Raw genomic sequence first — 26309 nt, forward strand, 5'->3', positions numbered from 1 at the left:
GAAGGATGCTTGAACTGGTGGAGAAGATAAGGGTTTAAGTAAAAGATTAAAACGGTAAAACTCTTAGTGATATACTAACAAATCATCAGCGAAATCATCGCAATCAAAAACATCAACGGTCTAAAACATACTCGTCTGTTTCCCTTTCTTTGGCACAAACAAGGTATAATCATATTCAGGCATCACCCGGCCGGCTAAAAAGCGGTTACAGGCCATCCGGAACATCTGGTGAATGGATTCGGCTACTTTGCCCTCGCCGCTCATGCGGCGGCCAAAATCGCTATCGTTCAGCTTGCCGTCATGGCATGACCGTATCATGTTCAGTACTTTCTCGGCGCGGTCAGGAAATGCCTTGTATATCCAGTCGCTAAATATCTCGGCAATGCTGCCATTAAGCCGCACAATGGTAAAGCCGGCGGATAACGCGCCCCTGTCTGCAGCGGCCTTGATAATGTTAGGCACCTCATTACTGTTTAATCCCGGAATAATGGGGGCTGCCATTACCCTCACCGGTATACCCTTTTCTGATAGTTTCTGCACCACAGCGAGCCTTCCGGTAGCAGTTACGGTGCGCGGCTCCAGTTTTTGGCGCAGCTGCTCGTTTAATGAGGTGATAGATACATTCACATGTATCAGGTTCATGGCGGCCAGCTCTGTAAGGATATCCATGTCGCGCAGGATCACGTTATTTTTGGTGATGATGCTTACCGGGTTCCTGTACTTTAAAAATACCTGGAGCAAATCACGGGTAATTTTTAACCGGCGCTCAATAGGTTGGTAGCAATCAGTATTACCCGATAGCATGATGCATACCGGCTGGTAGTTCTTTTTGTTAAAATATTGTTCCAGCAATTCGGGAGCATTGCGTTTGATGATGATCTTGCGTTCAAAATCAAGCCCGGCGCTAAAGCCATAATATTCATGACTGTTACGTGCGTAGCAATAAATACAGCCATGCTCGCAACCCTGATAAGGGTTTATGGAGTACATATGGCTCAGGTCCGGACTGTTTGATTCGCTTACTATCTTTTTGGGTGTTTCCTCAAAAAGCTGCGTAGCAGTATTCTCCAGCAGTGGCTCATCCAAACCTTCAATGTGCTCGGCTACGTATTTGTTTTTTAAAAATTTGTTATGGGTATTTAACTGCGCCCCCCGGCCTTTAAAAAAGTCGGGATTATCTTCCTGTACCATTTAACAAATTTGCTAATATTTTTAGCAAATCACAAATCAATCAGCTTGTTTTTTATGCTGTATAAAACCAACCCTACGCGGCTCTTTATTTGTAGCTTTTCAAAAAGCTGGTCGCGGTAACTATCAACAGTACGCACGCTGATGCACATGGTATCGGCAATTTCTTTGTAGGTAAGTTCGGTTCCGGTTAGGCGTAAAAACTCAATTTCGCGGGGGTTTAGTTTTACGGCCGATGTTTTATCATTGTTAAAGTTGTTGAGCAAATGATGCGTAACAAAATCGGGATAATACAGGTCGCCATCGGCAACTTTCAGCAAGGCAGCTTCAAACTCGTGGGGTTCGGCATCCTTAAGCAGGTAACCCTTAACGCCCATTTTAACCATGGCAAGTACCTTTTCGGCATCCTCAAACATAGATAAGATAATGGTACGGATAGAGGGTTGGAATTTTTTGAGCCATTGTGCTGTTGATATACCATCCATTACCGGCATATTAATATCAAGCAAAACAATATCAGGAACAAGCCCCGAAGTTATTTTATCAACTAATTCTTTACCATGTGCTGCTTCAAACAGTATATTGTAGCGGTTAAAACTCCCCACCAGTGAGGCAATGCCGCTTCTGAAAAGGCGGTGATCATCAACCAGGGCTATTTGAATAGGTTCCGTTAGCATAAGTTTCTTGTACGAGGGGGTTGAGCGATAGCTTAATGTTACATCCGTTTCCTGGTGCGCTGTTTATAACTGCCTCTGCACCAATTAACGCTGCTCTGTTTATTATGTTGCGTAAGCCCGACCCACTTTTATCATTGAGCAATTCGGGTTGGAAACCAACGCCATCATCTTCGATGGTCAAATTAAACATTTGCTCTTTATAATACAAACTGATTTTGAAGTTGGCAGCCTGGGCATGCTTCAGTGCATTATTTAAAGCCTCCTGGAATATCCTGAATAAAACCAGTTCACGCTGTTCGCCAAGAGGATATATAACACCCTCAACCAATAGCAGCAGGTTAATAATGCCGCTTCTGTTAATGCGGTCGGCTTCCATTTCCAATGTTTTAACGAGGCCAATGGCGCTGATATGTTCAAAGCTAAGGCTTTTTGACAGGTTACGCAAATCACTGATTGACTGAGCTATAAGCTCGCGATTGTCATTGATCTTTGTTTTTTCATTTCCATCAAGATTTTTACCCAATATGCCCAGGTTTAGTTTTACAAATGATAAAACTTGAGTTACGTTATCATGAAGTTCGCGACTTACGTAATTAAGTGTTTCTTCCTGTATTTCCATCCTGGTTTTAAGCAGCTCCTGTTGAAAAGACGATTTCAGTTGCTCCTTTTCAAACAGGTTTTTATTTTGTTTACGCTGATAAACCAATAAAAAACTGACAATAAACACACCCAGGAGCATCAGTATGGCCGTACCGGCAATTATCAATAAAATAAGCTCTTCATCCTTAAATAACATACTTGAATACACTGGCGGTTTAAAAAACTATTATATTAATTAAAAATTCAATTTTGCAATGTTTTATGCATTATTAACGGACTTTGCCTGTTTATATTGATATATAAAAGCAGTGGACAATAAGGAATACAAAATAAGGCAGGCTATATTGGGTATTACATGGGCTAATATATAAAAATGATAATTCTGTTTATAAACCATATAGCTAAAGGCAATATGGTAAAATATAAAAGCGAGTGCATAAAATAATATTCCAGCTGTAGCCCAAAAAGGTGGATAACGTATAATATCTAAACTTTCATCAACATTGTTAATTAAATTGAAATAGTATAAGCATACTAATATGGTAAGCAGGCAATATTGAAATACCATAGCGATGGTATTCATCATGAAAAAGCCCTGAATAAAAAGCATATCTATAAAAGAAAATACCACTATTATGCAAAGGGCTATATCGATTTTTTTTCGGTATTCTTTTCTTTTATCAAGCGAGGCTAAAAAGCGTGAATATATAATGATTTCAATGATCGATTCGAGATTATTACACCAGGCATTTGTATGGTGCCACAGGAGCCAGTTTTTAATATTGGCAAATTCATAAATCACCACAAATGCCAGGAAAGGTAGAAATACTTTGAAATTGCGATCAAGTTTCTTATATGTGTATAAACACACACTAAACGCCAAAAACTCAAAATAAAAGTATATATAGTCCAGCATTTAAATCAATTAGGTAAATGCTAAAATAAATATTTTAATTAAAGCATTTACCTTTGGTATTATTTTGCGTGGTAAAATTTTAAAAGGGTGCTTATACCAGATTTTGACGTGCGGTTACGCTATAAGTAACTTAGCATATAGGAGGGCATGCTTTTCCCTGGTTAAAAGGACCCATAGGATCATCTTCGGTCTCCAGCAACGCGCTCCCTTTTTCCAGAGCATCAGTATGTTCGGTGTCATTTTCAACAGTTCCAATGAGTATAGCTGTTGTTTGGTTGGGGTAATGCTGATTTTCATGATCGTATGCCGCCAAATGTATTCTCACGCCGGTTGCATGTTCTGGCAGATTATTAACAAATGCTTTTAATTTGTCGAGAGATATCCAGATAGACTGGGTGTCATTGATGCTGTGCGTTTTGTCAATAAGTGTTTTTCTGGTGGTATTGTAGTGTTCCACCATTTTTTTCGCAATAGTTAAATCAATCTTTTCCATTTTATTATAGGGTTTTATGCGTACCAAGCTACTAATTCCTGAATAAAATATCAGTTGAATTTTATAGTTTATATAATTTATTAACAGGAGTTAAATAGCTTGAACTTTTGGTTAATCAAATAAATAAGACCAAACAGCAGAACTGCTTATTATTTAATAGTTTAGGTATTATATAATTTTTTATATAGTTTAATAACACAATTTTTTACATCACCCGTTAACAGTCCATGCGCCGTTTTTTGCAAAAATTATTAATCCCTTCTGTAGCTAAACTGGCCGATAAACTATCGTCAAGGCCTGATAAAAAACGGGTGAACAGCGCATTAAACAAGTTATACAACAATATACTTGCCAAACCAGGTAAAAGAGGAGTGGTAATTCCATTTGATATAGCGAATAACAGGTTCATCATTTTCTCAGATCAGCACAAGGGTGCCCGCGATGACATGGATATATTTGCCATGGCCGAGGATAATTACCTGACAGCCCTTGATCATTATGAGCAGCAAAATTTTTTTTACATCAACCTGGGCGATAGTGAAGAGTTATGGGAAAACCTTTTTATAACTGTGAAAAGGCATAATAAAGCGACCTTTGAAAGTGAGGGGAAATTTCTGAACCGAAATGCTTTCCTTAAAATATTTGGGAATCATGATCTTTATTGGGACAACGACCCGCTGGCGGCGATAGGGTTAAAGCAAATTTATGGGCAGCAGGTAAAAGTTTATGAAGGAGCCATATTACAAACTAAGGTGGGTAATAAACCCCTTAATATTTACCTTACACATGGGCACCAGGGCGATCTGCAGTGTGATGGAAACTGGTTTAGTAAATGGTTTGTATCTGATATATGGGCACCTTTTCAGGCTTATTTAAAGATCAATATCAATACCCCAGCAAATAATGATCAACTGAAAACAGATCATAACCGTATTATGTATGAGTGGAGCGCGGAACGCAAAGGCATTTTGCTCATTACCGGACATACACACCAGCCGGTTTTTAGATCATTGACCCACCTCGAAAAACTATATGACCAACTGGCCAGGGCGAAAGAAACAAGTGACGCCAGTGTTGTGGCCGATATACAACAGCAAATAACCCTAAGGCATATTAAAGGTGATGTAATACCTGATTTTAGCGCCTATCGCCCAACTTACTTTAATAGTGGGTGCTGCTGTTTTGACGATGGCGACATAACAGGTATTGAAATAGCCGACGGCTTTATCAGGCTGATCAAGTGGGAGTATAATGAACAAAAAAGAAGTGAGCGCCAGGTGCTGGATGAATGTAGGTTGGATGAGCTGATATGAGGAGGTTTAAGTTACAAGCTTAATGCTCCAATATTGGATTAACCTTGGACTAAAGACTTTAGACTTCAGACTTAGAATCGTCCAATAAAAACACGAAAAGCTCTTTTGGGCCGTGCGCGCCAAGTACCAGTGTCTTTTCAATATCGGCAGTACGGCTTGGTCCGGTAACATTGCTGATCATAGAGGGCAGCCGTGTGCCATATTTATTTTTTATCAGTTTAAAGCCGTCTTTTAGATCAAGCACCATTTGCGATGTGTAGGCCAGCACAATATGTACCGGGGGGTAAATACTTAAGCGCCTGCCTGCCATGTTGCCGTTTGATAGCAAAATGCTGCCATTGCGGGCTATTAATGCTTCGCAAAAAGTAAAACCAACCTCAGCTTGTTCAAAATCCTTGTCGGTTTCGTAAAAGGGATATTCAAAACGGGTTAATACTTCCTGCAGACCGGGTTCCCAGCAATATATTTTATGCCAGCTGCGTTCTTCGGCAAGTGTAAGCAGGGTTTCAATGAATTGGATCTCGTCTTCGCAAAAAATAAACTGCCCGTTAACGGCAGTAAATTGTTCGGCAAAAATTACTTCGGGAATTTCTTCATCAGCTGCATAGTACGGCAGGTCTTCCAGTTGGGGATATGGGTTGTCCCTTTTCTCTAAAAGCGCTTTACGTATCTTTTTAAGCAGTTTTTCTTTTGATGTGGTTATATCCCTCATGGTTAAAAAAGAAAAAGCCACCAGCGCTTAACTGATGGCTTTAGTATTATTAATTTATTAGGCTTTTGAATCTTGCCCGTCAACCCTTGAAAGTTCAGGATTGGTTATGTTTTCGGGTATGGCATTATTATCAACCTCAGGGTTTAAAGCAGCCTCACCGTTCACAAATTTATCATATGTGGTACGTTCGTCAAAAGGGCGCTTGCCTAATATCTCTTCCAGGTCAGACTGGAACAATACTTCCTTCTCCAACAACTTTTGAGCTATTTTTTCTAAGCCTTCGCGTTTTTCGTTCAGCAATACCTTAGTTTTCTGATAAACGTCATCAACCAGTTTGCGTACTTCGTTGTCAATCATTTCGGCGGTAGTATCAGAATAAGGTTTGTTAAACTGGTACTCGCCCTGCGGATCGTAGAACGAAACATTACCCACATTGCCGTTCATACCATAAATTTTGGTCATGGCATAAGCAAGTTTGGTAATACGTTCCAGATCGCTCAATGCGCCGGTTGATATTTTACCAAAAACAATGTCTTCGGCAACCCGGCCACCCATTGATACGCTCATTTCATCAAGCAATTGCTCGGTTGTATATAAAAACTGCTCTTTTGGCAGATATTGGGCGTAACCCAATGCCGCAACACCACGTGGAACAATAGATACTTTTACCAATGGATCTGCATGTTCCAGGAACCAGCCTGCAATAGCGTGACCAGCTTCGTGATAAGCAACAATGCGTTTTTCTTCGGGCGATATGATCTTGTTTTTCTTTTCCAAGCCGCCAATAACACGGTCAATGGCATCCTGGAAATCGGTCATATCAACCGATTCTTTATTTTTACGGGCGGCTATCAAAGCAGCCTCGTTACAAACGTTAGCTATTTCGGCACCTGCAAAACCCGGTGTTTGTGCCGATAATTTTTTAGCATCAACACCATCAGATAGTTTGATAGGTTTTAAGTGAACTTTAAATATTTGCTCACGGCCTATCAAATCGGGTTTATCAATAGATACTTGCCTGTCAAAACGGCCCGGGCGCAATAATGCGGAATCCAATACGTCTGGACGGTTAGTAGCTGCAAGTATGATAATGCCTGAGTCGGTACCAAAACCATCCATCTCAACCAGTAACTGGTTCAGTGTGTTTTCGCGCTCATCATTACCGCCAACTATATTGTTTTTACCACGTGCACGGCCAATGGCATCAATTTCATCAATAAATATAATACAAGGCGCCTTGTCTTTTGCCTGGCGGAACAGGTCACGAACACGTGACGCACCCACACCCACAAACATTTCAACAAAGTCAGATCCTGACAAGGAGAAGAATGGCACCTGTGCTTCGCCGGCAACAGCTTTGGCCAGTAAGGTTTTACCGGTACCCGGCGAGCCTACCAGCAATGCACCCTTTGGTATCTTACCACCCAGGTTGGTGTATTTTTTAGGATTTTTAAGGAAATCAACAATCTCCATTACCTCCTGCTTGGCTTCTTCAAGGCCTGCCACATCGTTAAACGTTACTGATACCTGGGCTTCTTTATCAAACAGGGTAGCTTTTGATTTACCTATGTTAAAGATCTGACCACCCGGGCCACCACCAGAACCGCCAGACATGCGGCGCATGATAAATATCCAAACACCGGCAAACAGGATCACCATAATTACACCTTGTACAAGCCAGTTTGATAAAAAGCTTTCATGACCCTGTTCATACTGGATAGGGATTTTCTCGCTATCGGGCATATCCTTTTCGGCATTCATGATTGATTGCTTCAGGCTTTCGTATGATGCATCAGTAAATGTGTATTGAGGGCCGTTGTTTGCAGTGTTAAATAAACGCTGCTCCTTACTGGCATTTGCATATTGAGGTTTTTTTAAACTGTCTTTTTTAATATAAACCTCGGCAACTACCAGATCCCCACTTTTATAAGCAACCAGTTTTTCAACATCGTGCTGTTTTAACATAGCCTCAAAATCCTGGAAGTTAATGTTTTTGCCCGAGCCACCGCTTAAAAGGGTAGGTACCAGTAAAAACGCTAAAATAACAATACCGTAAAGCCACATAATATTAAATTTAGGTGGTTTCGGAGGTGTTTTTTTATTAAGTATCTTCCTGATAGGTTTCGGACTTTCTGATTTATTATCTTTATCTTTCATTTCTTTGTTACGAGCTCAAACTTACAATCAATAATTTAAAATTTACAAGGTTTAGTACCATGACTCTGCCCGCAGGGCTTTTGTGACGAATGTTTAAGCACTTTTATAATATTTAATTTCGGCATCTCCCCACAAATCCTCTACGCCATAAAATTCACGTTTATCGGTTCTGAACACGTGAATCACAACATCCACATAATCAAGTAGTATCCATTCGCCATATTCCAAACCTTCCTTGCGCCAGGGATCCTGTTGCGTTGCTTTGAAAATCTCATCTTCAATACTATTAGCGATAGCTTTAACCTGGGTAGTTGAATCGGCATGACAGATCACAAAATAATCTGATACCGAACTGAATATATTACGAAGGTCTAACCTTACAATATCGTTCCCCTTTTTTTCCTGTATGCCGTGTATGGCAAGTTCAGAAATATAGGTTGACTGATTTAACACTTTGTTTTTTACCATCAAAAAGAATTAGTTTTGAACGTTTTTGAGTTAAAAATTATTATACTTTGCAAAATAACATATTTTCGGCATTATTTGTTGGTCAAAATTTGGTAACAATTAAAGAACTTGATTCAACCAACAATTTCCTTAAGAATTTACTGTCAAATTCCAAGCCATTGCCCGAAGGTACGGTCATTATGGCAGAAAGCCAATACGCCGGCCGGGGTCAGCAGCAAAATAAATGGCATAGTGAGCCCGGAAAAAATCTGACTTTCAGTATTTTGTTAACACCCTCATTTTTACCGGTTATAAACCAATTTGACCTTACCCGGGTAGTTAGCCTTGGCGTTTTTGATGCTTTGGCGCCTTATTTAGGCGATAAATTAAAAATAAAATGGCCTAATGATATTTATTATGAAGACCATAAACTTGGTGGCATATTGATTGAAACCCATATACAAGGCGACCGTATAAAGGATGCTGTAATTGGCATAGGGCTTAATATAAATCAGGAAAGTTTTTTGCCCGGGGCTGCCAATGCCATATCTTTAAAGCAAATCTTACACAAGGATTATGATTTGCGAACAATATTATCGGAAATTTGCGGACATATTGAAGCATATTACCTTAATTTAAAGGCCGGTAAGTTTTTGTTTGTAAGGAATATGTATTTAACCCGACTATATTGGTTAAACCAGGTAAAGCGTTTCAGATCAAACAATCAGGTTTTTGAGGGTATTGTAAGAAATGTAAAAGACGAGGGTTTGCTTGTTGTTGAAAATAATAATGTGCAACAGGAGTTTAGCTTAAAACAAATTGAATTTTTAAATAAGTAATTAAATGAAGAAAGTATTGTTGGTTGTTATTGCGCTGGTTATTTGCGCAGGGGCTTATGCCCAGATCGAATCGCCGGTGAGATGGTCATACGCGGCTAAAAAATTGAATGATAAAGAAGCCATTGTGTTTTTAAAGGCTACTATTCAACCCAGCTGGCATATTTATTCCCTTAATGTTAAGGATGGCGGGCCAATAAAAACATCATTTGATTTTGCACCTTCAAAATTATATGCGCCAATTGGTAAAACTACCGAGCCAACCCCGGTAACCAAATTCGAGAAAGCTTTTAACATGAATGTAAGTTACTTTGAAAAAGAAGTTGTTTTTCAGCAAAAAATAAGCCTTAAATCGGCAAAAGCCACAAACGTAACAGGCAAGCTCACTTATATGACCTGTAACGATAAAAAATGCCTGCCACCCGAAGATGTTGATTTTAATATTCCTTTAGGCAAATAATTACCGGGGATAAAAATGAAACTATTCAATAAAATCAACTGGTTGCCAACGTCGCTGGCTATCGTAACCTTACTGATCATATTTGGCATAAATAGTCCCAAGGCGGTTTATGCAGCACAAAAGGGCGACAAGGATACAACGGTATCAACCAATGATATACAATTTACCGATATACCAACCGCGGCTGATAGTATTGCCATAAGGAAAAAAGCAGCCGATTCTGCCGCTAAGGCCGCCGTTGCTAAGCCGGCGGTTAAGCAAAAAGCTCCCGCCGGGGAAAAACCAAAAACGCTTTGGCAAATATTTATATTTGGACTGTTAGGCGGTTTTACCGCCGTCATATTACCTTGTATATATCCACTGCTGCCGCTAACAGTAAGCTTTTTTACAAAAAAGAGCGGTAGCCGCAGCAAAGCGATAGGCCAATCGCTTATTTACGGGGCGTCTATTATTGTTATATATGTAACCCTGGGCTTGCTGATCTCCATTATTTTTGGCTCAGATGCACTTAATCAACTGGCCACAAACGGAATATTCAATATATTTTTCTTTTTACTGCTCGTTGTTTTTGGTATATCGTTTCTTGGCGCATTTGAAATTACGCTACCCAGCTCATTAGCCAATAAGCTTGATGAAAATGCCGATAAGGGTGGCCTTGCCGGTATATTCTTTATGGCATCAACTTTAGTAGTGGTTTCATTTTCATGTACCGGCCCAATCATTGGCACATTACTGGTTGACGCGGCTTCTAAAGGCGATCGTCTGGGACCTGCAATAGGTATGTTTGGCTTTTCGCTGGCACTTGCCTTGCCGTTCACCATTTTTGCCTTATTCCCATCAGCTTTAAAAAGCTTACCCAAATCAGGCGGTTGGTTAAACAGCGTAAAGGTGGTTTTGGGATTTTTGGAACTTGCCTTTGCTTTAAAGTTTTTATCAAATGTTGATCTGGCCTACCACTGGGACTGGTTTGACAGGGAGATATTTTTATCACTTTGGATAGCAATTGGTTTGTTGATCGGGTTATATCTTATTGGCAAAATAAAGTTTTCGCATGACAGCGATGTTCCTTATCTGTCAATTCCGCGGGTGTTTTTATCCATTATTGTATTCGCGTTTGTTATTTATATGATCCCCGGGTTATGGGGAGCGCCTTTAAAATCAATCAGTGCGTTTTTACCGCCCGAAGCAACTCAGGATTTTAATCTTTCAAGCATACCCGATGGTGGTGGTGCTTCAACATCTTCCGCTACAGTGACGGTGCCAGCCAGTATTGGCAAAAGAAAGTATGCAGAAAGTTATGCACGCATAAAAACCAGGGGGCTTGATGCCTGGTATGATTATGACCAGGCCTTACAGGTATCTAAAGCAATACATAAGCCCATATTGATTGATTTTACTGGCTTTAATTGTGTTAACTGCCGTAAAATGGAAGCCAATGTTTGGTCGGACCCGGAAGTGTTTAAGCGACTTAAAAATGATTTTGTTTTGCTTCAGCTTGTTGTGGATGACAAGGCCTCCCTGTTACCCGAGGAGCAGTTCGTGTCTGATTACAGCGGGAAAAAGATAACCACATTAGGTGGCAAATGGAGTGACCTGGAGGCTAAAAGATTCAATTCCAATTCTCAGCCATTGTACGTAATGCTGGATAGCGACGGTAATTTTTTAAAAGATGCCAGTGGCAACGATATTCCTACTTCCCCGGCTGATTATGATATAGCCAGTTATATCAGATTTTTAGATAGTGGTATCGCTGCTTTTAAAAAGTAACTACACCCTAAAAAAATAAAGTGTAAATTCGCGGCAAGTTTTAAAGCTTAGCCGCGTTTCTTATATAATGGCACTTTAAAAGCACTTAATTTAAAATTATTCAATTTTTTAGGGTAGGGTCCCTAATGCCCGTATCAGAATAAAATGACGCAGATTAAAAATATCGGACTTTTTACCTCAGGTGGCGACGCGCCGGGAATGAATGCTGCCATAAGGGCGGTTGTACGTACTGCCATATACTACGATATTGAAGTTACAGGCATACGCCGTGGATACGATGGCATGACCAGGGGCGATTTTATACCCATGAACCGCAAGTCGGTTTCAAATATCATTCAACGTGGCGGTACCATTTTAAAAACCGCTCGCTGTGATAACTTCAGAACTGCCGAAGGGCGTAAACAAGCTTACGATCAGCTAAAAAAACATAATATTGATGCCCTGATTGCCATTGGCGGCGATGGTACTTTTACCGGTGCTAAGGTATTTGGCACCGAGTATGATATACCTGTAATTGGTTTGCCGGGTACTATTGATAACGATTTGCTGGGTACCGATTTTACTATTGGTTATGATACGGCCATAAATACGGTTGTTGAGGCTGTGGATAAAATACGGGATACTGCCGAATCGCACGACAGGTTATTTATTATAGAAGTAATGGGGCGCGACTCCGGCCTGATCGCTCTGCGTACAGGTATTGCTGCCGGTGCCGAAGCGATATTGATCCCGGAAAGCAAGGGGGGTATGGAAGGTTTATTTAACCGCCTCGAACATGGCCGTAAAGATAAAACCTCAAGAATTGTAATAGTTGCCGAAGGCGAAGAGGCCGGGGGAGCTTTTGAAGTTGGTCGTATGGTTCAGGAAAAATTCCCTAACTATGATACGCGAATCTCTATACTGGGCCACATCCAAAGGGGCGGTGCTCCAAGTTGTATGGACAGGGTTTTGGCAAGCCGCGTAGGAGCAGCTGCCGTTGAGGCATTAAGAGACGGCCACCGTAATGAAATGATCGGTATTATACACAACGAAATTGCATATACCCCATTTGAACATGCCATTAAGCATCATGTGGAGATCAATCCAAACCTGTTAAAGCTGGTTGAAATATTATCAATGTAAGCTTTAACCACCTGTAAAGGTATGATCAACAATTAAACGTATCGTATTGTCAATTTCGGTGCTTACAATTTGCAGGTAATCAATGATCTTTTTGTTTTCGGGGTTGTGAAGATCTTCCCTGTCAATTATATTTATTAATCCCAACATGCTGGCAACCGGTCTCCTTAGCTCATGCGAGCTTAACGAGGCAATGTTGTTAAGCCGTTTGTTTTGACTAAGCAGCTCCTGCTCGGTTTTAAGCCTGGCAGTTATGTCATGCGCAAAACAGCCAACACCCATGATCTCGTTGTTTGCCGAGTAAATAGGATTAAAGCTTATTTCATAAAATAAGGCTTCTTTTGTTTGTCCACAGGTACATTCCTCAATAATAGTATACTGTTCGCCATTTAACGCACGCTGATAGTATGATTTCCAATCGTCAATTATTTGATCGGAGCAGCCCAATTGCATATAGGAATGATCACCTTTTTGGGGAACTACCCCGGTTAGGTCGGTTATTAGCTTTACATAAGCATCGTTCAGGTAAACATAGCGCGTTGCAGTATCAACAGACCATATCTGATCGGTTGTATTATTAATAAGGGCTTCCAGGCTGTTTTGTATGCTCACCGTTTCTTCCTGGGCGCGTTTTTCGTCGGTTATATCTTTTACAAAAACAGTGAGCCCCCCGGCCGATGGGTAAACCGCTACATTGTACCACCCGTTTATGCTGGTAAAATCCTCAATAAATTTAATACTTGTCTGCTTTGTTTTTGCTTCATAAAAAGCACGTTCAAAACCAGTACCCATAATTGTTGGAAAAATATCCCATATTACTTTACCAAGTACATGCTCACGGCTTCTTTTGGTTATTTTTTCAAAGGCACAATTTACCCTAACAAACCTCCAGTTATTATCAAGAATAAAAAAGGAATCGGTAATACTCTCAATAAAGGTATCCAGTTTTTGAGCGGTATCTATTATCTCTGCTTCAATTTTACGGCGGTTAGTTATATCATGACCTATACCCTGTATTTCGCAAACCTTGCCGTTTTCATTAACTATTGATATAAACTCCCATTCGGTATCATGCAAGTTGCCTTGTATATCGGGTTTTTTGTGCAGCAGCGGAATTATCTTACCAGGATTATTTAAACAGTTCATGAATACATCCTCGCACAGACGGGCTTCCCCGGGTATTGTAGTTGTTGAAAAATGTTTTCCTAATAGTTCTTCGGCTTTGTAACCAAATGTTTTAAGATACTGGCTGTTAATAAAGCTATAGTTCCCGTTGGTGTCAATCCGTATTAAAAAGCTGGTTTGTGAGTCAATAAGCGAATTTAAAAATTGCTTGCTTAACCCGGCATCCGCGTGCTGTTGTGGTTTTTCGGGTTTATCTATTGGGGCCACTTTAATTATGCTTAGTAAAATTTTGTGCCCGGTATCTTCATCAATAATAAGGTTTTTTTTGTCACTTATGTTTTTTATGATATGCTGTGGTGTGCTAATGGAATAGCTTAGTTCAACCGGACTGTTTTCGGAAAGGTTTTTAACAACATCCTTTACGCAGGCAAGCTGCTGCTTATTGATCAGCCCCTCCCACAGGTAATTGTTTTCATAAAGCTGTTTGGCGGTTATGCCTAAAACAGAATAAACGCCAGGGCTTATGAATAAGTACTTTTGCTCATGAAGGTCATAAGCAAGTATACAATCATCAAATGCAATAGTTGTATGGCTAAACATACCTTAAATAAGAGTAGGATGCTACTTTATAAATATAAAGCATTCGGTTACAAGTGACAAGGTTATGATCGTAACAATTTTGCTGCCACATCATCCCAGTTATTAACTCTTTCATAATCATTGATCAACATGTTGTGCGGCGATGTATATAACAGTTTGCGGCCATCAAAGGTTACAAAGTTTTTTATACGGTCATCAATCATAATATCCACATCCACTATTTTATGTCCGCAGAAAATAATATTGGTCCAGGAGATAAAGGGAAAGTGCTCATTAAGCCATTCCAGTTTATCTTCCAGTGAGTTTTTAAATTCCATTGCGGCCGAGGCTATGTATACATCGTATTTTTCCATAAGGGCTTTCACCACCTCCTGGCTGCCGGGCATCACCGGCAAATCGCGAAAAAAGCCCTTCTCATTAATGTACTGTCTTAATGAACTGCTTAAGTGCGGTGGCAATATTTCGTTAAACTCCTTGCCATGCATATCTCCCAGGGATATTTTAGTTTGATGCCTGATCTCGTACAGATCAATAAATTTGGCGATGGTATCGGCCAATACCTCATCCATATCAATAGCTATGCGCGGTTTTCTGTTTATGCTCATGCGGATGAAATTGCAATTTTTTTCAAAGAAAGCCTAACCACAGACGCTTTAATAAATAATTAATTATAAGGACTTTAAATTATTACAAATAATTTATACCTTTGCATCCCCGCAGAAAGAACTCCGGGGACATGTTGAATACATAAAAATAAAAAATGGCAACTAAGATCAGACTGCAAAGACACGGTAAAAAAGGTAAACCTTTTTACTACATCGTAGTAGCAGATGCCCGCGCTCCACGCGACGGTCGTTTTATTGAGCGTTTAGGTTCATACAACCCAAACACCAATCCTGCAACTATCGACATTAATTTCGACAAAACTTTGGAATGGGTTAACACGGGTGCCCAACCTACTGATACTTGTCGTGCTATCCTTTCATACAAAGGTGTGCTGTACAAAAAACACTTAGAAGGTGGTGTTAAAAAAGGTGCTTTAACCGAAGAGCAGGCTGCAGCAAAATTTGCTGAGTGGACTGATCAGAAAGAAGGCAAGATCACCGGTAAAAAAACAAGTTTAGTTTCTGCAAAAGACGAAGCGCGTAAAGCTGCTTTGGCTGCTGAAGCTAAAAAGAAAGAAGAAAAAGCTGCTGCAATTGCTGCTAAAAATGCACCTGTTGCAGAAGAAGTTGCTGAAGAAGAAGCTCCGGCCGAAGAAGAAGCTGCTACTGAAACGGATGCTGCTGAAAACGCAGAATAATTTTATTATTAAAGCTTACGTAATGGCGAAGCAACCTGCATTCAGGTTCTTCGCCATTATTTTTTAACCATATTTTTTTATGAAGACCGAAGATTGTTTCAGGATAGGCAGTATATTAAAAACAAAGGGATTGAAAGGCGAAATGCAGATCTATGTAGATTTTGACGGCCTGGATACCATGAAATTTGACGCTGTTTTTATTGATATGGCCGGCAAGATGATCCCTTATTTTGTGGCCTCCATCAAATACCTGCAAAAAAGCAATGCCTATTTGTACCTGGAAGATGTAGATACCATTGAAAAAGCCGCCTTGTTGGTAAAAAGAGACGTCTACCTGCCTAATAAACTAAAACCCAAAAAGAAAAAAAGCGAGTTTACCCTGAACGATGTTAAAGGCTTTATTGCCATTGACGAAACGCATGGCGAACTGGGCGAGATACTGGAAGTGCAGGAATACCCGCAGCAATTAATAGCAACTGTTCAATACCAAAGCAAGGAAGTACTTTTCCCGCTCAATGTAGATATCATTAAAGGCATTGATGTTGAAGCCGGCGAGATCTATGTAGCCCTGCCCGAAGGGTTGTTGGATGTTTATTTGTCTGAATAATTTTTGGACGAAGGACTTTTGGAATAAGGATAAAGGACTATTCAATAGTCCAGACTAAAAAAATAGTCCTGCCGAACTTGTTTCGGCATCCCACATGACAATTAAAATACCATGCTATATACCATAGCATTTGAGATGCTGAAACAAGTTCAGCATGACGTTTTTCAGAACAACAATTAACAAATATATCATTGCGAGCGTAGCGCGGTAATCTCATAGGATAAGTAACGAGCTTTGCTTATGCAATCAGCATGATGAGATTGCCACGCTGCGCTCAGCAGTGACAGCATTATTAGTTTTTTAACCAATGCCTGTGTCCTCGCAGGCATTTTGCGTTTGCAGGCAAAAATAATTTTATCAAATATCCCCCGCTATCTGAAGTCAGAGACTTCAGACGCTTATGTAAGTAGTCTCTGACTACATAAAGCGGGTGTAGTTAAAAACTACAGGCATAGTATTTCGAAGTCAGAGACTTCGAACAGGGCTTATATAATCAACTGTCATTTTTTGAAGTTTTTTTATCTAAACACATCCATTTCCCGCCAAAATCGTATACGTCATGAAATAGTTTAAAACATGACCGAACCTACAGAATATCAAATGTTGCTACAAGATGAAAAGCTTTTAGTAGAAAAGATTGCAGAGGCGCAAGAACTATTACACACACTACAATATGATTTATGTATTATAAGGGATGCTTTACGGAAATATGAACACTTAACCGTTATCCATAAAAAAACTAATCAGAAATAGTTAGTACCCTCGAAAGTTAATTGGAGATTTATTTGTCATTGTTAAGCTGTTTTAACAGCAATCTTAATCATTTGTTCAAGCGTACCGTCAAACTTTACCTTTTTCCTCGTATTTGGCTTACTCAGTTGTATCCTTAATTTAGATAACTCTTCTCAGGCTTAGCCTTAATTTTTTTTGTCAAATATATTTGACATTTGTAAAGTTTGTTTTACATTTGGTAAGCTAAACTTGACAATTATGAAATCACGATTCTTATTTCCTTACAAAAGTCGCTTTATTGGTTACGTATTGATCTTTGCATATATACCTGTAATGGTTGCAAAAAAGATGTTTTATCATGGTTATATGGATCACGGGGTTCATATAAAGCTCCCAGACAATCCCAGCTTGTTTAGTCCCGACCATGTTTTTAATGTGATAGCCACATTAGTGGTGACAATCGGTTTACTGCTTTTGGCCTTTTCCAAAGAGAAATTTGAAGATGAGCAAATCATACAATTGCGTTTAGATTCGCTGCAGTGGACAATGTATTTTACTTACATCCTGTTTATAATGGTCATAATTTTTACAAATAGTATTGACCTGGTACACATCGTGGGGATTAACTTATGGCTGCTACTGGTGTTTTTTATTATTCGTTTCAGGTGGGTCATCTTTCGCCTCAATCGTTCATTAAGAGAAGTAGTTTAGCTTTAAATTTGACAATTATGAAACCGCTGTTTTTATTTCCTTACTGGTGCCGGTATTTAGGGTATATACTGGTTGTAGTGCATATTCCTATTGTGTTGTATAAAAATGAGATCGGTTTTGATCTTCACGGAGCTCATGCCGATACCGGGATCTTTAACAGCCGGCACGTGTTTTTTATCTCAACAACTTTATTAATGGCTGTGGGCTTATTTATTGCGGCTTTTTCAAAAGAGAAAATTGAAGATGAGCAAATAGTACAGCTACGTCTTGATTCGTTACAATGGGCTGTTTATGTAAATTATTTGTTTTTGATCATCAGTCTGGTTTTTTCTACAGACACCGAGCATATATTGTTTTTAAATTTACTGGTTCCCCTTGTATTCTTTATTATCCGTTTCAGGTGGAAGATATTCCGGAATAACCGTTTAATTAAGGAGTAAACAGCAACATGAAAAATAATATAAGGGTTGAACGGGCCATTAAAAATATAACACAGGCCGAGCTGGCCGAAATTATAGGTGTATCGCGCCAAACTATTAATACTATTGAAAGTAACCGGTATGTGCCTTCAACGGTACTTGCGTTGAAAATTGCCCGCGTGTTTAGTAAACCGGTTGAAGAAATTTTTACATTGGATGATGAGGATTAATTAAACCAATATAATTATGCAAACCAAGCCAACTTTTGCGCCGCAATTGGTTATCCCTAATGGTGTGACTGATATTAGTTTTTACATCAACGCCTTCGGCGCTACCGAGCTACGGCGTTTTAGTAATGATGATGGCACTATTCATGTGTCGGAATTAAGTATAAATGGAGCTTTGTTTCATTTACATGAGCAAACGCTGCATTCGGCTGCTGTTAGTCCAGACAGGCATAATGCCACTACGGTAACAATCGGTCTTTTTGTTGAAGATGTACACGCAGTAGTTCAGCAGGCAGTACTGAGTGGCGCACGTTTACTATCTGCGGTGCAGGATTATGATTATGGCTACCGGCAGGGCGAAGTGGTTGACCCCTTTGGGCATCAGTGGCTTATTGAGAAAGCCATTTGAGGAGAGAAGCAATAGGATAGAATCAAGAAATAAGACGAGGATTGATTTTTGACAAAGGATAAAAGACTTTTTTGTAGTGTAATTTTATAATCATGGCAAACGAACCAACTTACGGTAACGGCAAGATCTGTTATGTTGAGATCCCGGCAAATGATGTTGTTGCATCTGCTGCATTTTTTAAAAAAGTTTTTGGCTGGCACATCCGTGCGGATAATAGTGGACATACCTCTTTTGATGATGGTGTTGGTCAGGTGAGCGGCATGTGGGTAACGGGCCGTAAACCCATGACTGAAGCCGGTTTTATAATATCCATCATGGTTGATAACGCCGAAGCCACGCTTAAAGTAATATCTGCCCATGGAGGTATTATAACACAGCCCATTGGTAAGGATTTCCCGGAGATCACCGCACACTTTACTGATCCCGCCGGAAATTTGTGGGGGATCTATCAGCATAGAGGGTGATGAAATCAGATGTGCAGATTTCAGATGTGCAAATGTCAAGCATATCTCCTTAATTATGAGATTCTGTAAACTCTGATTCAGACCAGCATCTGCACATCTGAAATTTGCATATCCGCACATCAATCAATAATCTGCATATTTGCACATGCGTTTTGATATCATATCCGTTTTGCCAGGCTTGCTGGAAAGCCCCTTTGCTCATTCTATTTTACAGCGTGCGCAAAAAAAAGGGATAGCCGAGATCCATGTGCATAATCTGCGGGATTACTCAACCAGCAAACAAAAGAGCGTAGATGATTATCCCTATGGCGGCGGCAGCGGTATGGTGATGACGATACCACCTTTTGCGGCCTGTATTGAAAAACTAAAAGCCGAAAGGGAATATGACGAGGTGATCTTCATGTCGCCCGATGGCGAGCGGTTAAACCAGGCCATAGCCAATCAGCTTTCCATCAAACACAACGTAATTATTTTATGCGGACATTATAAAGGCATCGATCAGCGGATCCGTGATATTTATGTAACCCGTGAAATCTCTATTGGTGATTATGTGCTATCGGGTGGTGAGCTGCCTGCAGCCGTTCTGGTGGATGCAGTGGTCAGGTTGATACCAGGTGTGCTAAGCGACGAAACATCGGCTCTGTCCGACTCATTCCAGGATGATATGCTTGATGCGCCGGTGTATACCCGCCCGGCCGACTGGAACGGACACAAAGTCCCCGATATATTATTAAGCGGCAATACTCCCGAAATTGAAAAGTGGCGCTTTGAGCAAGCCCTTGAGCGCACTAAAACGCGCCGGCCCGACCTGTTGGAATAAAAAATATGAGCCGCTTTAATTGTCATTCTGAGCGTAGCGAAGAATCTAATCGTACAACAGATTCTTCGCTACGCTCAGAATGACAAACGTTTCTGAATAATTACTCCTTACCTCAAATTATGCTCAGCAAAGTAAAGCATCCCTTTACGCATAAATGATGCAAACTCCATATCTGTTTTTCCATCACTGGCAGTATAGCGCTCATCGGCAACATATAGTTCAGCAAGGCCTTTGTAGGTTTCAGCTTTAAGGTCGGTCGGGTCACTCACTCCCCAAAAGCTGCGGATATTGGCATAATGCCTGGCTATTTGCTCCTGCACCTCATCACTTTCCGGGGCTTTGTTATTTAATAGCAGAAGCTGGTGGACAATATCTTTTTGGTCTGCTTTTAGCTGGTCAAGATCAAGCTTATCCATTTCGAGCAAAGCTTTTTCCGATCTTAGCACGGTGTCTTCGCCCCATTTATCTATGGCTTCCCGGCGCCAGGATGCAGCCTGTTCTTTGGGCATACCTTCATATAGTTCTTCGGCATTGTTCATGGTTTTATTTTTTAGGTTCATAATAGTTTTATCAATAGTTTTAAGCAAGGTGCTTAAACGGTCGCGCCGTACCCGCAGGGCGGTTTTATGGCCTGCTAATGCCTTAGTCAGGTCAAAATTCGGATCATTTAAAATTTCAGCTATCGCTTTAAGTGGTATATCAAGCTCCCGGTAAAAGAGTATTTGCTGCAGTCTTAATAACTCTGCTTCGCCATATTGCCGGTAACCGGCACGTGTACGTACAGCTGGTTTTAGTAAACCTACCTGGTCATATAAGTGAAGCGTGCGCACACTCACCCCGGCCAGTTGGGCAATTTGTTTAACAGAATAATTGACTTTCATACACCTAAACTATTTGTTAATTACAAAGCTATGGTATGACGCAGGGTAAGAGTCAAGAACTTTTTGAAAAAAGTTTCCGGCCAAATAAATTGTAATTTTAGGTTGCAACGTAATTGCCCTTAGTGCATTACATAAGCAACCATGAACCCTCAACAAGAAAAACAGCTGATACAGCAATGCCACCATGACCCAATGGCTTTCGGTGTTGTGTTTGATAATTGGTACCCATCTGTTTTTGGTTATGTATTTCGCCGTACGGCAGATTATGATCTTTCAAAAGATATTGCTGCCGAAACTTTTTTAAAGGCGTATTTAAACATCCATCGGTTTAGCTGGCGGGGTATCAGCCTGTCGGCCTGGTTGTACCGCATTGCTACCAACGAGCTTAACCAGTATTATCGTAAGCAAAAATATCAACCCCAATCATTGCAGCAATTACTCGAAAACCCACATATGGAAAAACTATTGCATCAGCAGCAGGATAATGAACGGGAGATGATTGAACGTGAATTGCAGCAACATGAAGATTACAACCAAATCCGCGTAAACCTGCTTAAACTTGATATTAAATACCAGGAGGTAATAGCGCTGAGGTACTTTGAGCAAAAAACTAATGTCGAGATCAGTCTGATATTAGGTAAAAACGAAGGCACGGTAAAATCTTTATTGTCAAGAGGGTTAGAAAAATTAAGAAATATGCTTTAACACTGCAACCAAAACAAATCTGCGCATTATAAGGATATTAACATGGAAAACGAGGACGAATTTTTAAAGAAAATGGAAAATTTACAAGTACCCGATGCCAACCCATCATCGCACCAAAAAGCGGTGAAAATGGCCATCATGAATGCTGAGCGCTCGGCTGCGCTGGGCGTATGGCTGGTGATAGTGCCTTGTTATTTTTTGATATGTGTTTTTATGTACTATTACTTTCATGTAAACATGGGCTGGTTTGTAGCTATGTTTACGCTGTTGAGCAGTTTGGAAAAAGTGCCGTATGTTGATTTTATAGGGCCGCTGGTGCTATTTATACTGCCAATAGTGTGTATTGTTATTAATGCCTTATCCATTATACATGTGCAGGTTCAAAAGCTTGGCCCCAACCAAAGTAAATTCCGCGAATTTAATATCACCATAAAAATAAGGCTATGGAACATTGTGCTAATACTGCTTAGCCTTATCATAGTATGTATTTTTATTAGTTATGTAATGACCGAAAACATATCATCCATTAAAAACTAAGCTCATGAAATTAAACTGGTTTACACGCAAGGGGATTTTTTACCTGCCGGTATCGGCTATTGGCTGGGTAATATTGGTAATTGCTTTTTTGTATGCAATATATACCTTTGCAGATATCGACAGCCGCTCGCACTCGGTAAGTGATACGTTGATCAATTTTGTATTCAATTTATTGGTAATAGGATTGGTTTATACACTGATTGCTTTTTTTACAGAGAAACGGCCTGCCACGATGCAGCCCGAAGAATAAAACCGCCGGTATTTTGTTAGTAAAATACAAAATGTGGAAATTTTTAAAATACACTTTCATTTATTAAAAATTTTCCCTATAATTGCAATCCGATTTTTACGGGCTAAAAATCGCTTTAAGAGCTAAAAATCATGGATTTAGTAAAATTTGTTGAAGAGCAATCAGTAGAAAAAAAGCAGTTTCCTTCCTTTAAGGCTGGTGATACTGTAAGTGTACATTATAAAATCAGAGAAGGAAATAAAGAACGTGTGCAAGTTTACCAAGGTGTTGTTATACAACGTAACAGTACTGGTAATAACGAAACATTCACCGTTCGTAAAGTTTCAAACGGAATAGGTGTTGAGCGTATCTTCCCTATTAACTCTCCAAACATTGATAAGATTGATGTGAACAGCCACGGTAAAGTGCGTCGTTCTAAATTATACTATCTGCGCGCCCTTACCGGTAAAGCAGCTCGTATCAAATCAAAAAGAGTTTAATTATCCGTATCCGCTTATAGCGGATAAGTACTTGATATTTAAAAAGGCCTTTCTGGATTTTTCCTGGGAAGGCCTTTTTTATGGCCGATTTTTTATATAGGCTGTCATGCTGAGCTTGTCGAAGCATGGTGGGCGGGGCCTCTTCGCACAGTCGTTTGTCTGAACCTTGATTTTTAGGATTAAAAGATTACCCTGATTAAAATATTGCTGTCATGCTGAATTTGTTTCAGCACCCCACACGCAATGCCGTACCACGCAGATGAGATCCCGAGATAAATTCGGGATGACTTCAGTTTTTTCCGCTGCCTGTGTCCTCACAGGCAACTATGCCATAACGCAAAAAGCCGGATCATAAATCCGGCTCTTCATATGATATGCAATTAAAGTAATTACTCTTTTTTGTCTTTGGAGGTTTTTGCTGCACCTGTTTTTGTTGATTTAGCTGGTGCGGCTTTCTTTGCTGGTTTTTCGGCCTCATCGGCCTTAGGGTGATCAATTACCAGCGGCAAGTCCTCCTGGTTTTCTGCGTTCTCTATAATGGTTGGTTCGGCATCAGCAATAGGAGCTTCTGTAAGGGTGCTCAGGCTTTCCATAGGTACAGCTTCAGTGGCAGGCTCTTCTTTGGTAACATCGGTTAGTGCACTGGGCAATTCGGCCAATATGGTACGGCCACCTTTTACTACATCGCCAATGTTTACCAACACGTTTGATCCTAACGGCAAAAACACATCAACCCTCGACCCAAATTTGATAAAGCCAAATTGCTGTCCCTGCTCAACAATATCACCTTCTTTCACAAACCATACAATACGGCGGGCCAATGCACCGGCAATTTGCCTGAACAGTACAGATACACCCTCGCTGTTTTGAACAACAACAGTAGTACGCTCGTTTTCGGTTGATGATTTGGGGTGCCAGGCCACCAGGTATTTGCCTTTATGGTATTTAAAATAGCTTACCACGCCCGATATGGGATTACGGTTTACGTGCACATTAACTGGCGACATGAAAACCGACAATTGGATACGTTTATCTTTCAGGTATTCGGTTTCTTCTGTTTCTTCAATCACTACAACCTTGCCGTCGGCAGGGCAAAGTACTGTTGTTTCGTCAGTACTGATATCAAGGAAGGGGCTGCGGAAAAACTGCAGTATCACCAAAAAGAACAGTGCCGAAAAAATGTAGATGATCCATTTTAAAGTATGTGCCTCCGGATAATAAAACTGGATGAGCGCATTTAAAACAAAAATGAACAGTATGCTCAGCGCAAGTGAGGTATAGCCTTCTTTATGAATGGTCATAGTATGGATGATTTATTACAAAATTACTAATTTGAAATGAAGTACAGGTATGTATAAACTATAGGAGCTGCCATTAATAATCCGTCAAACCTATCCAGCAAACCTCCGTGCCCTGGTAATATGCCCCCGCTGTCTTTTACATTGATGCTGCGTTTAAACATAGATTCCACCAGATCGCCCAGGGTTCCAAAACAGGATATGAGTATAGCTATGGTAACCCATTGTTTCCAGCTAAGTTCGTTATAATAATGGCCCAGTATTAATGCTGCAACGGCGCTAATGATAATACCGCCTATCAGGCCTTCATATGTTTTTTTGGGCGAATGCCGCTCAAATAACTTTGTACGGCCCATTTTGCTGCCCACCAGGTAGGCTCCGGTATCGTTACTCCAAAGCATGATTAAAAATGCCATGGGGATATGAAAATTAAAACCACCATTGATAAAAGCCAGTGCATGAAAAAACGTAAATGGTATTACCGCAAATAAGATCCCCAAAAAGGTAAATGCGATATTGCTGAATGGGGCAGCTGTTTTTTTATAAAGTTCCTGTATAAATATTGCGGCAGCAGCTAAAGGGAGCAAAAGCAGCATCTTTATAGCCGTATGGCTGTCGTTTAAAACGGGCAAAGCAAATTGTGCCGAATAAATGCACATGGCCGCCCCGGTAAAGAGGAGTGCACCATAAATTAGTCCTGTAACAACATTGGGCTTTGCTGTATTTTGTTTTATCAGCTTATAAAACTCAAACAGGCTAAATGAAGCAAGTAAAAGATAAAATATACTAAAAACATATGGCCCCAATAAATTGGAGGCAATCATTACTATAACAAAAAAAAAGCCGGTGATGGCGCGTACTTTCATAAATTAATTTGATTGAGGATCATGATCTCAATGGCCTTGCTAAAATCCTCCTGGTGAATGTAAACTTCAATATCGCCAAAGGCCTTGTGCGATGAGTCTTGTTTGTTTAATAAAACGGTGTCAATATGATGCCTGGTAAGCACTTGCTTAACAATTTCTGATTGATAAAAATTGGATGATGTAAAAATTTTGATCCAGCCTTTTTCCATTAATAATCAAACATGGGCCTTTTGAGTGCGATATTCCTGTATATGTAAAGCAAAATTAAAATAATTATCAAGCTAAAAGCATAGCTGCTATAATTAAATACGTGTTGATCATCGGGATTTAAGTTTATTGTTTTATGCTGATACAGGTAAGTTATCACTACTGCCGAACCATTGTTTAAAAAATGCGCCCAAACGCCCGTCCAGATGCTACCGCTCCAAGCTACAAAATAGCCAAAGAAAACACCCAGGGCCACACGCGGCAAAAACGTGAAAAACTCCATGTGAAAAGCGCTGAATAAAATAGCGGTTATCCAGATGGCGGCATGGGTGTTTTTTGTCCACTTAACAAAAATGGTCTGTACGCATCCCCTAAATAGAAATTCTTCGGCAAGCGCGGTTAATAAGCCAACAACAAAAACAGCAAAAAGCATGGAGCCTACCGAGTTCATGGTTAACATGGCATCTGTGGCTTTTTGGGCCTGCTGCTCCATCGCACGCATAATATCTTCTACTGCTTTAAGCGGAGCCGGGAGGGTTAGCTTTTGATTAATGTTAACCAATACTTCCATAACCGGTGATGAAAACAACATGATGGAAAATACCAGCAGCAATAAAATAGATGGGAACTTGAAGGTTGGTTTTAAATAATTTGACGTATCGTTAACAATAAATTTGGCAAAAAGTACCGGAACAACAAATAAAGGAATGGTAGTGCTCACTATTTGTAATATCCAAAGGCCGTTTATGGTATTTTTATTGCTAAGGTTAAAGCTTCCAACATCGGTGAGTGTTTTGGAGCCATACATAACCCAAATGATCCCGAATGCCAGCGCTCCGAATATGATCAATGAAAGGATAGTACCGGCTATTAAAATTATCAATTGCACCGATGGATGTGTTTGTGTTTGCCGGGGCGTAAGCTCCTTTATGGGTTCTTGTATCATTTGAAGTAAAATTCGTATTTTTGCACCGCTAAAGATAA

At 40.1% G+C, this 26309-nt stretch carries 32 protein-coding genes and 1 pseudogene; 18 read left to right on the plus strand and 15 right to left on the minus strand.

The window, feature by feature from the left end:
* Positions 1-120: 120 nt before the first annotated feature.
* The 5 genes from M2273_RS25760 to M2273_RS25780 form a co-directional block, all read right to left on the minus strand.
* Positions 121-1191, minus strand: coding sequence for a PA0069 family radical SAM protein (locus M2273_RS25760; protein ID WP_429400650.1), 1071 nt, complete (start codon positions 1189-1191; stop codon positions 121-123).
* A 29-nt stretch (positions 1192-1220) separates the two neighbouring features.
* The gene (locus tag M2273_RS25765) at positions 1221-1865 is read right to left on the minus strand and encodes a response regulator transcription factor (protein WP_429400651.1); all 645 of its coding nucleotides are present in this window, start codon (positions 1863-1865) and stop codon (positions 1221-1223) included.
* Positions 1831-2661, minus strand: a complete 831-nt coding sequence (locus M2273_RS25770) for a sensor histidine kinase (protein WP_429400652.1) — start codon at positions 2659-2661, stop codon at positions 1831-1833. The genes M2273_RS25765 and M2273_RS25770 overlap by 35 nt, the downstream gene beginning before the upstream one ends.
* 63 nt (positions 2662-2724) lie before the next feature.
* Positions 2725-3381 (minus strand): hypothetical protein, encoded by a 657-nt coding sequence (locus M2273_RS25775; protein ID WP_429400653.1) that lies wholly within the window; start codon positions 3379-3381, stop codon positions 2725-2727.
* A gap of 130 nt (positions 3382-3511) precedes the next feature.
* Positions 3512-3874, minus strand: coding sequence for a hypothetical protein (locus tag M2273_RS25780; RefSeq protein WP_429400654.1), 363 nt, complete (start codon positions 3872-3874; stop codon positions 3512-3514).
* A 227-nt stretch (positions 3875-4101) separates the two neighbouring features.
* On the opposite strand from M2273_RS25780, the gene M2273_RS25785 reads away from it, so the two are divergent.
* Positions 4102-5187 carry a metallophosphoesterase gene (locus tag M2273_RS25785; RefSeq protein ID WP_429400655.1) on the plus strand — a complete coding sequence of 362 codons (1086 nt, stop codon included), beginning with the start codon at positions 4102-4104 and terminating at the stop codon, positions 5185-5187.
* Positions 5188-5245: 58 nt separating this feature from the next.
* On the opposite strand, the gene M2273_RS25790 is transcribed toward M2273_RS25785, so the two are convergent.
* The 3 genes from M2273_RS25790 to rsfS form a co-directional block, all read right to left on the minus strand.
* Positions 5246-5899 carry a LutC/YkgG family protein gene (locus M2273_RS25790; protein WP_429400656.1) on the minus strand — a complete coding sequence of 218 codons (654 nt, stop codon included), beginning with the start codon at positions 5897-5899 and terminating at the stop codon, positions 5246-5248.
* 57 nt (positions 5900-5956) lie between these two features.
* Positions 5957-8056 carry an ATP-dependent zinc metalloprotease FtsH gene (gene ftsH, locus M2273_RS25795; protein ID WP_429400657.1) on the minus strand — a complete coding sequence of 700 codons (2100 nt, stop codon included), beginning with the start codon at positions 8054-8056 and terminating at the stop codon, positions 5957-5959.
* Positions 8057-8149: 93 nt separating this feature from the next.
* Positions 8150-8524, minus strand: a complete 375-nt coding sequence (rsfS, locus tag M2273_RS25800) for a ribosome silencing factor (protein WP_429400658.1) — start codon at positions 8522-8524, stop codon at positions 8150-8152.
* Positions 8525-8571: 47 nt separating this feature from the next.
* On the opposite strand from rsfS, the gene M2273_RS25805 reads away from it, so the two are divergent.
* From M2273_RS25805 to pfkA, 4 genes are all read left to right on the plus strand, one after another.
* The gene (locus M2273_RS25805; protein WP_429400659.1) at positions 8572-9342 is read left to right on the plus strand and encodes a biotin--[acetyl-CoA-carboxylase] ligase; all 771 of its coding nucleotides are present in this window, start codon (positions 8572-8574) and stop codon (positions 9340-9342) included.
* 4 nt (positions 9343-9346) lie between these two features.
* Positions 9347-9799: a protein-disulfide reductase DsbD domain-containing protein gene (locus M2273_RS25810; RefSeq protein WP_429400660.1), complete on the plus strand. Its 453-nt coding sequence runs from the start codon at positions 9347-9349 to the stop codon at positions 9797-9799.
* Between the two features lie 15 nt (positions 9800-9814).
* On the plus strand, positions 9815-11566 hold the full coding sequence (locus tag M2273_RS25815; protein WP_429400661.1) for a protein-disulfide reductase DsbD family protein: 1752 nt from the start codon (positions 9815-9817) through the stop codon (positions 11564-11566).
* A 144-nt stretch (positions 11567-11710) separates the two neighbouring features.
* On the plus strand, positions 11711-12688 hold the full coding sequence (pfkA, locus tag M2273_RS25820; protein ID WP_429400662.1) for a 6-phosphofructokinase: 978 nt from the start codon (positions 11711-11713) through the stop codon (positions 12686-12688).
* Between the two features lie 3 nt (positions 12689-12691).
* Here the strand turns inward: pfkA and M2273_RS25825 are convergent, their stop codons facing one another.
* On the minus strand, positions 12692-14410 hold the full coding sequence (locus M2273_RS25825; RefSeq protein WP_429400663.1) for a PAS domain S-box protein: 1719 nt from the start codon (positions 14408-14410) through the stop codon (positions 12692-12694).
* 62 nt (positions 14411-14472) lie between these two features.
* Positions 14473-15015: a 5' nucleotidase, NT5C type gene (locus M2273_RS25830; RefSeq protein WP_429400664.1), complete on the minus strand. Its 543-nt coding sequence runs from the start codon at positions 15013-15015 to the stop codon at positions 14473-14475.
* 155 nt (positions 15016-15170) lie between these two features.
* On the opposite strand from M2273_RS25830, the gene M2273_RS25835 reads away from it, so the two are divergent.
* The 9 genes from M2273_RS25835 to trmD all read left to right on the plus strand — a co-directional run bounded on the left by M2273_RS25835 (position 15171) and on the right by trmD (position 20102).
* Positions 15171-15713 (plus strand): 30S ribosomal protein S16, encoded by a 543-nt coding sequence (locus tag M2273_RS25835; protein ID WP_429400665.1) that lies wholly within the window; start codon positions 15171-15173, stop codon positions 15711-15713.
* Between the two features lie 79 nt (positions 15714-15792).
* Positions 15793-16320 carry a ribosome maturation factor RimM gene (gene rimM, locus M2273_RS25840; RefSeq protein ID WP_429400666.1) on the plus strand — a complete coding sequence of 176 codons (528 nt, stop codon included), beginning with the start codon at positions 15793-15795 and terminating at the stop codon, positions 16318-16320.
* Positions 16321-16896: 576 nt separating this feature from the next.
* Positions 16897-17073, plus strand: coding sequence for a hypothetical protein (locus tag M2273_RS25845; protein ID WP_429400667.1), 177 nt, complete (start codon positions 16897-16899; stop codon positions 17071-17073).
* 237 nt (positions 17074-17310) lie between these two features.
* Entirely contained in the window at positions 17311-17763 is a 453-nt protein-coding gene (locus M2273_RS25850) for a hypothetical protein (protein WP_429400668.1), read from the plus strand.
* Between the two features lie 17 nt (positions 17764-17780).
* Positions 17781-18203: a hypothetical protein gene (locus tag M2273_RS25855; protein WP_429400669.1), complete on the plus strand. Its 423-nt coding sequence runs from the start codon at positions 17781-17783 to the stop codon at positions 18201-18203.
* 8 nt (positions 18204-18211) lie between these two features.
* Positions 18212-18412, plus strand: a complete 201-nt coding sequence (locus tag M2273_RS25860) for a helix-turn-helix transcriptional regulator (protein ID WP_429400670.1) — start codon at positions 18212-18214, stop codon at positions 18410-18412.
* A gap of 16 nt (positions 18413-18428) precedes the next feature.
* Positions 18429-18818, plus strand: a complete 390-nt coding sequence (locus M2273_RS25865) for a VOC family protein (RefSeq protein ID WP_429400671.1) — start codon at positions 18429-18431, stop codon at positions 18816-18818.
* A 92-nt stretch (positions 18819-18910) separates the two neighbouring features.
* Entirely contained in the window at positions 18911-19282 is a 372-nt protein-coding gene (locus M2273_RS25870) for a VOC family protein (RefSeq protein ID WP_429400672.1), read from the plus strand.
* A gap of 145 nt (positions 19283-19427) precedes the next feature.
* Positions 19428-20102: a tRNA (guanosine(37)-N1)-methyltransferase TrmD gene (trmD, locus tag M2273_RS25875; protein WP_429400673.1), complete on the plus strand. Its 675-nt coding sequence runs from the start codon at positions 19428-19430 to the stop codon at positions 20100-20102.
* A 107-nt stretch (positions 20103-20209) separates the two neighbouring features.
* Here trmD and M2273_RS25880 read toward each other — a convergent pair whose 3' ends face one another.
* The gene (locus M2273_RS25880) at positions 20210-20983 is read right to left on the minus strand and encodes a MerR family transcriptional regulator (RefSeq protein WP_429400674.1); all 774 of its coding nucleotides are present in this window, start codon (positions 20981-20983) and stop codon (positions 20210-20212) included.
* A 141-nt stretch (positions 20984-21124) separates the two neighbouring features.
* On the opposite strand from M2273_RS25880, the gene M2273_RS25885 reads away from it, so the two are divergent.
* The 4 genes from M2273_RS25885 (at position 21125) to rplS (ending at position 22954) form a co-directional block, all read left to right on the plus strand.
* Entirely contained in the window at positions 21125-21688 is a 564-nt protein-coding gene (locus M2273_RS25885; protein ID WP_429400675.1) for an RNA polymerase sigma factor, read from the plus strand.
* A gap of 42 nt (positions 21689-21730) precedes the next feature.
* On the plus strand, positions 21731-22225 hold the full coding sequence (locus M2273_RS25890) for a hypothetical protein (protein ID WP_429400676.1): 495 nt from the start codon (positions 21731-21733) through the stop codon (positions 22223-22225).
* Between the two features lie 4 nt (positions 22226-22229).
* A complete protein-coding gene (locus tag M2273_RS25895) occupies positions 22230-22475 on the plus strand; it encodes a hypothetical protein (RefSeq protein ID WP_429400677.1) in 246 nt (81 codons plus the stop codon).
* A gap of 131 nt (positions 22476-22606) precedes the next feature.
* On the plus strand, positions 22607-22954 hold the full coding sequence (gene rplS, locus M2273_RS25900) for a 50S ribosomal protein L19 (RefSeq protein ID WP_429400678.1): 348 nt from the start codon (positions 22607-22609) through the stop codon (positions 22952-22954).
* Between the two features lie 647 nt (positions 22955-23601).
* Here the strand turns inward: rplS and M2273_RS25905 are convergent.
* The 4 genes and pseudogenes from M2273_RS25905 to M2273_RS25920 all read right to left on the minus strand — a co-directional run.
* Positions 23602-24255 (minus strand): annotated as a pseudogene (locus M2273_RS25905) (phosphatidylserine decarboxylase family protein); the annotation flags it as partial.
* A gap of 26 nt (positions 24256-24281) precedes the next feature.
* The gene (locus tag M2273_RS25910) at positions 24282-25118 is read right to left on the minus strand and encodes a phosphatidate cytidylyltransferase (protein ID WP_429400679.1); all 837 of its coding nucleotides are present in this window, start codon (positions 25116-25118) and stop codon (positions 24282-24284) included.
* Entirely contained in the window at positions 25115-25327 is a 213-nt protein-coding gene (locus tag M2273_RS25915) for a DUF2007 domain-containing protein (RefSeq protein WP_321563579.1), read from the minus strand. Before M2273_RS25915 ends, M2273_RS25910 begins: the two co-directional genes overlap by 4 nt.
* Positions 25327-26271, minus strand: coding sequence for a CPBP family intramembrane glutamic endopeptidase (locus M2273_RS25920; protein ID WP_429400680.1), 945 nt, complete (start codon positions 26269-26271; stop codon positions 25327-25329). The genes M2273_RS25915 and M2273_RS25920 overlap by 1 nt, the downstream gene beginning before the upstream one ends.
* Positions 26272-26309: the final 38 nt, after the last annotated feature.

Origin of the sequence: Mucilaginibacter lappiensis, from assembly GCF_050433765.1 — a bacterium.
GTDB classification, from domain to species: Bacteria; Bacteroidota; Bacteroidia; order Sphingobacteriales; family Sphingobacteriaceae; genus Mucilaginibacter; species Mucilaginibacter lappiensis_A.

What these genes read in the sequence shown, in the direction of transcription:
- M2273_RS25850 (WP_429400668.1), top strand. Translation starts at nt 17,311, where the DNA reads ATGAAATCACGATTCTTATTTCCTTACAAAAGTCGCTTTATTGGTTAC.
- M2273_RS25880 (WP_429400674.1), bottom strand. Translation starts at nt 20,983, where the DNA reads ATGAAAGTCAATTATTCTGTTAAACAAATTGCCCAACTGGCCGGGGTG.
- M2273_RS25860 (WP_429400670.1), top strand. Translation starts at nt 18,212, where the DNA reads ATGAAAAATAATATAAGGGTTGAACGGGCCATTAAAAATATAACACAG.
- M2273_RS25890 (WP_429400676.1), top strand. Translation starts at nt 21,731, where the DNA reads ATGGAAAACGAGGACGAATTTTTAAAGAAAATGGAAAATTTACAAGTA.
- M2273_RS25895 (WP_429400677.1), top strand. Translation starts at nt 22,230, where the DNA reads ATGAAATTAAACTGGTTTACACGCAAGGGGATTTTTTACCTGCCGGTA.
- ftsH (WP_429400657.1), bottom strand. Translation starts at nt 8,056, where the DNA reads ATGAAAGATAAAGATAATAAATCAGAAAGTCCGAAACCTATCAGGAAG.
- trmD (WP_429400673.1), top strand. Translation starts at nt 19,428, where the DNA reads ATGCGTTTTGATATCATATCCGTTTTGCCAGGCTTGCTGGAAAGCCCC.
- M2273_RS25825 (WP_429400663.1), bottom strand. Translation starts at nt 14,410, where the DNA reads ATGTTTAGCCATACAACTATTGCATTTGATGATTGTATACTTGCTTAT.
- M2273_RS25780 (WP_429400654.1), bottom strand. Translation starts at nt 3,874, where the DNA reads ATGGAAAAGATTGATTTAACTATTGCGAAAAAAATGGTGGAACACTAC.
- M2273_RS25855 (WP_429400669.1), top strand. Translation starts at nt 17,781, where the DNA reads ATGAAACCGCTGTTTTTATTTCCTTACTGGTGCCGGTATTTAGGGTAT.
- rimM (WP_429400666.1), top strand. Translation starts at nt 15,793, where the DNA reads ATGAAGACCGAAGATTGTTTCAGGATAGGCAGTATATTAAAAACAAAG.
- M2273_RS25865 (WP_429400671.1), top strand. Translation starts at nt 18,429, where the DNA reads ATGCAAACCAAGCCAACTTTTGCGCCGCAATTGGTTATCCCTAATGGT.
- M2273_RS25915 (WP_321563579.1), bottom strand. Translation starts at nt 25,327, where the DNA reads ATGGAAAAAGGCTGGATCAAAATTTTTACATCATCCAATTTTTATCAA.
- M2273_RS25920 (WP_429400680.1), bottom strand. Translation starts at nt 26,271, where the DNA reads ATGATACAAGAACCCATAAAGGAGCTTACGCCCCGGCAAACACAAACA.
- M2273_RS25810 (WP_429400660.1), top strand. Translation starts at nt 9,347, where the DNA reads ATGAAGAAAGTATTGTTGGTTGTTATTGCGCTGGTTATTTGCGCAGGG.
- M2273_RS25790 (WP_429400656.1), bottom strand. Translation starts at nt 5,899, where the DNA reads ATGAGGGATATAACCACATCAAAAGAAAAACTGCTTAAAAAGATACGT.
- M2273_RS25870 (WP_429400672.1), top strand. Translation starts at nt 18,911, where the DNA reads ATGGCAAACGAACCAACTTACGGTAACGGCAAGATCTGTTATGTTGAG.
- M2273_RS25775 (WP_429400653.1), bottom strand. Translation starts at nt 3,381, where the DNA reads ATGCTGGACTATATATACTTTTATTTTGAGTTTTTGGCGTTTAGTGTG.
- rplS (WP_429400678.1), top strand. Translation starts at nt 22,607, where the DNA reads ATGGATTTAGTAAAATTTGTTGAAGAGCAATCAGTAGAAAAAAAGCAG.
- M2273_RS25835 (WP_429400665.1), top strand. Translation starts at nt 15,171, where the DNA reads ATGGCAACTAAGATCAGACTGCAAAGACACGGTAAAAAAGGTAAACCT.
- M2273_RS25815 (WP_429400661.1), top strand. Translation starts at nt 9,815, where the DNA reads ATGAAACTATTCAATAAAATCAACTGGTTGCCAACGTCGCTGGCTATC.
- M2273_RS25885 (WP_429400675.1), top strand. Translation starts at nt 21,125, where the DNA reads ATGAACCCTCAACAAGAAAAACAGCTGATACAGCAATGCCACCATGAC.
- M2273_RS25845 (WP_429400667.1), top strand. Translation starts at nt 16,897, where the DNA reads ATGACCGAACCTACAGAATATCAAATGTTGCTACAAGATGAAAAGCTT.
- M2273_RS25910 (WP_429400679.1), bottom strand. Translation starts at nt 25,118, where the DNA reads ATGAAAGTACGCGCCATCACCGGCTTTTTTTTTGTTATAGTAATGATT.
- M2273_RS25760 (WP_429400650.1), bottom strand. Translation starts at nt 1,191, where the DNA reads ATGGTACAGGAAGATAATCCCGACTTTTTTAAAGGCCGGGGGGCGCAG.
- rsfS (WP_429400658.1), bottom strand. Translation starts at nt 8,524, where the DNA reads ATGGTAAAAAACAAAGTGTTAAATCAGTCAACCTATATTTCTGAACTT.
- M2273_RS25830 (WP_429400664.1), bottom strand. Translation starts at nt 15,015, where the DNA reads ATGAGCATAAACAGAAAACCGCGCATAGCTATTGATATGGATGAGGTA.
- M2273_RS25765 (WP_429400651.1), bottom strand. Translation starts at nt 1,865, where the DNA reads ATGCTAACGGAACCTATTCAAATAGCCCTGGTTGATGATCACCGCCTT.
- M2273_RS25770 (WP_429400652.1), bottom strand. Translation starts at nt 2,661, where the DNA reads ATGTTATTTAAGGATGAAGAGCTTATTTTATTGATAATTGCCGGTACG.
- M2273_RS25785 (WP_429400655.1), top strand. Translation starts at nt 4,102, where the DNA reads ATGCGCCGTTTTTTGCAAAAATTATTAATCCCTTCTGTAGCTAAACTG.
- pfkA (WP_429400662.1), top strand. Translation starts at nt 11,711, where the DNA reads ATGACGCAGATTAAAAATATCGGACTTTTTACCTCAGGTGGCGACGCG.